Source organism: Flavobacterium sp. (genome assembly GCF_003525665.1).
Lineage (GTDB): Bacteria > Bacteroidota > Bacteroidia > Flavobacteriales > Flavobacteriaceae > Flavobacterium.
Genome location: NZ_DQDX01000059.1, coordinates 571 through 4,071 on the forward strand (window position 1 = coordinate 571; position 3,501 = coordinate 4,071).

The window sequence follows — 3,501 nt, forward strand, 5'->3', positions numbered from 1 at the left end:
CGACCAACGGAAGCTCTTTTTAAAACTTTAGAAACTTTACTTTTTTTGTGAGGACTTGCAACGGAAAGCTGGAATAGCTTCTAATAAAAAAAAGTTAAAACAAAACTGCCATCTTGTCAGATTTTATAATTTAGTATTATCTTTGTAGTCCAGATTCCGAAGTTTCGGAATGACAATAATAAAGTATGGAAAAGGAAATTGATGAACAATTGCAAGGACAAAGTCTAGTTCTTGATACGAAAATAGAAAATACGAAGAAACTTTATATAGAAAGTTATGGTTGCGCTATGAATTTTTCTGATAGCGAAATTGTGGCTTCCATCTTGTCTAATAATGGTTACAATACTACTCAGGTTTTGGAAGAAGCCGATTTGGTTTTGGTAAACACTTGTTCTATTCGTGATAAAGCAGAGCAAACTATTAGAAAGCGTTTGGAGAAATACAATGCTGTGAAAAGAACCAATCCGTCAATGAAAGTTGGGGTTTTGGGTTGTATGGCAGAACGTTTGAAAGAGAAATTTCTAGACGAAGAGAAAATTGTAGATATGGTTGTTGGACCTGATGCTTACAAGGATTTACCCAATTTACTTGCCGAAGTTGAAGAAGGTCGTGATGCTATAAATGTAATTTTATCAAAAGAAGAAACCTACGGAGATATTTCGCCAGTGCGATTAATGAGCAACGGAATTACAGCGTTAGTTTCTATAACGCGTGGTTGTGATAATATGTGTACGTTTTGCGTTGTGCCGTTTACTCGTGGTCGTGAACGTAGTCGTGAACCACAGAGTATTATGGCTGAAATTCAAGATTTGTGGGACAAAGGTTTTAAGGAAATTACGTTACTTGGACAGAATGTTGATAGTTACCTTTGGTATGGTGGCGGACTGAAAAAAGATTTTGTGAATGCCAGTGAAATGCAAAAAGCGACTTCGGTAGATTTTGATAATTTATTGGAAATGGTTGCTGTTGCTTTTCCTAAGATGCGTATTCGTTTTTCTACTTCGAATCCTCAAGATATGCACGAAAGTGTTTTGCATGTTATTGCGAAATATCCAAATATTTGTAAACACATTCACTTGCCGGTTCAATCGGGAAGTAACAGGATTTTGAAAGAAATGAATCGTTTGCATACGCGTGAAGAATACATGACATTGATTGATAAGATTAAAACTATAATTCCTGAAAGTTCGATTTCTCAAGATATGATTGCTGGTTTTCCGACAGAAACCGAAGAAGATCATCAAGATACATTATCTTTAATGGAATATGTAAAATATAGTTTTGGATATATGTATTCATATTCTGAACGACCAGGAACATTAGCAGGAAGAAAAATGGAAGACGACGTTCCAGAAGAAACCAAAGCCAGACGTTTACAAGAAATTGTTGATTTACAACAAAAGCATGCTTGGCAACGAAGTGAAGAATTTATTGGTAAAACAGTTGAAGTTTTAATCGAAAAATTATCTAAAAAATCAAAAGAAGAGTTTTCTGGTAGAAATTCACAAAGTATTACGGTGGTTTTTCCAAAGGAGAATTATAAAATTGGTGACTTTGTGAACGTGAAAATTGAAAGTTGCACTAGTGGTACTTTGAAAGGTGTTGCAGTTGGGTATTCCGATATGAATTAAAAAGTTTTAGCCACGAATTTCACGAATTTTCACGAATTAGTTTGAAGTGAACATTTCACAAATTTTAAAAAAGAATATTATGGAATTATATAAGCAGGAAGAATATTATAAAGTAATTGGATTGTGTATGGAAGTTCATAGAATCCTCGGTGGCGGACTTTTGGAAGCAGTTTATAAAGAAGCATTAGAAATTGAATTCACCAATCATAACATTCCATTCGAAAGAGAAAAAGAATTTATAATTGAATATAAAGGTCATACTTTAAAAAAAAGATTTTATGCAGACTTTGTAGTTTACGATGAAATTATTTTAGAAGTAAAAGCAACAAAATTATTAGTAGACGATAACATTGTACAAACATTAAACTACATGAATATTACAAAAAGTGGACTAGGAATTCTAGCAAACTTTTCAAATAAATCATTACAGCATAAAAGAGTTGTACTATAAAATTCGTGAAATAATTAAGATGAAAATAAAATTAGTGACAATTCGTGTAATTCGTGGCTAAAAAAAATAAGCTCATTCAAAATGAGTACAATTCGTGGCTAAAAATATGGAAACAATACAATCAATAAAACAACGATTTGAAATTATAGGAAACGATCCTAAGCTCAATCGTGCCGTAGAAAAAGCCATTCAGGTTGCTCCTACTGATATTTCGGTGTTGGTAGTTGGAGAAAGTGGTGTTGGAAAAGAAAGTATCCCAAAAATAATACATTCACTTTCACACAGAAAACACGGAAAATACATTGCTGTAAACTGTGGTGCTATTCCTGAAGGAACAATTGACAGTGAGTTATTCGGACACGAGAAAGGTTCGTTCACTGGCGCGACTGGAACACGTGAAGGTTATTTTGAAGTTGCCGATGGTGGAACTATTTTTCTTGATGAAGTTGGTGAATTGCCATTGACAACGCAAGTGCGATTGCTTCGTGTTTTGGAAAATGGCGAATTTATCAAAGTCGGTTCATCACAAGTTCAAAAGACTAATGTTCGAATTGTGGCCGCAACCAACGTAAACATGTTTGATGCTATCGAAAAAGGAAAGTTTCGTGAAGATTTATATTATCGATTAAGTACTGTAGAAATCGGACTTCCGCCGTTGCGTGAAAGAAAAGATGATATTCATTTATTGTTTAGAAAATTTGCGTCTGATTTTGCTCACAAATACAAAATGCCCGCAATCAAACTAGATGATGATGCTGTAAAATACCTTATAAGTTATCGCTGGAGCGGAAATATCCGTCAGTTGCGAAATTCTGCCGAACAAATATCAGTTTTAGAAACCAAAAGAGATATTTCTTTACAAACTTTAATGTCGTATTTGCCGCAAGAAGGAAGTCAGTTGCCGAGTGTTATTGGTGGAAAAAAATCGGAGAATGATTTCTCTACCGAACGAGATATTTTGTACAAAGTGCTTTTTGACATGAAAAGTGATTTGAACGATTTAAAAAAATTGACTTTAGAATTGATGAAAAACGGAGCAAAAGCGCAAGACATCAATCCGAATTTGATTCAGAAAGTTTACGGTAAATCCAATGAAGAAACTTTTTTCGAAGAACCAACGAGAACCACCGAAGTTATTCCGGTAACAAATGAAGTGGAACAAGAAGAATTTGATGATGAAGATGATGATAACGACAACTATCTTTTTGCTGAAACCATTGAAGAAGAAGAAACTTTAAAGTTGGAAGCCAAAGAAATTGAACTCATTAAAAAATCATTGGAACGCAACAAAGGCAAGCGAAAAGCAGCTGCAGATGAACTAGGAATTTCGGAACGTACCTTATATAGAAAAATCAAGCAATACGATTTATAACATAAATAAAAGCCAAAACTCAAATCATAAAACACAAAATTTCTATA

General features: G+C 33.9%; 3 protein-coding genes. All 3 read left to right on the plus strand.

Going from position 1 to position 3,501, the window contains the following annotated elements:
* Window positions 1–185 precede the first annotated feature (185 nt).
* The 3 genes from miaB to DIU01_RS04145 all read left to right on the plus strand — a co-directional run bounded on the left by miaB (window position 186) and on the right by DIU01_RS04145 (window position 3,454).
* Entirely contained in the window at window positions 186–1,631 is a 1,446-nt protein-coding gene (gene miaB, locus DIU01_RS04135) for a tRNA (N6-isopentenyl adenosine(37)-C2)-methylthiotransferase MiaB (RefSeq protein ID WP_290831982.1), read from the plus strand.
* Between the two features lie 79 nt (window positions 1,632–1,710).
* Complete coding sequence (locus DIU01_RS04140) at window positions 1,711–2,082, plus strand: GxxExxY protein (protein WP_290831983.1); 372 nt, start codon at window positions 1,711–1,713, stop codon at window positions 2,080–2,082.
* 106 nt (window positions 2,083–2,188) lie between these two features.
* The gene (locus DIU01_RS04145) at window positions 2,189–3,454 is read left to right on the plus strand and encodes a sigma-54-dependent Fis family transcriptional regulator (RefSeq protein WP_290831984.1); all 1,266 of its coding nucleotides are present in this window, start codon (window positions 2,189–2,191) and stop codon (window positions 3,452–3,454) included.
* Window positions 3,455–3,501 lie beyond the last annotated feature (47 nt).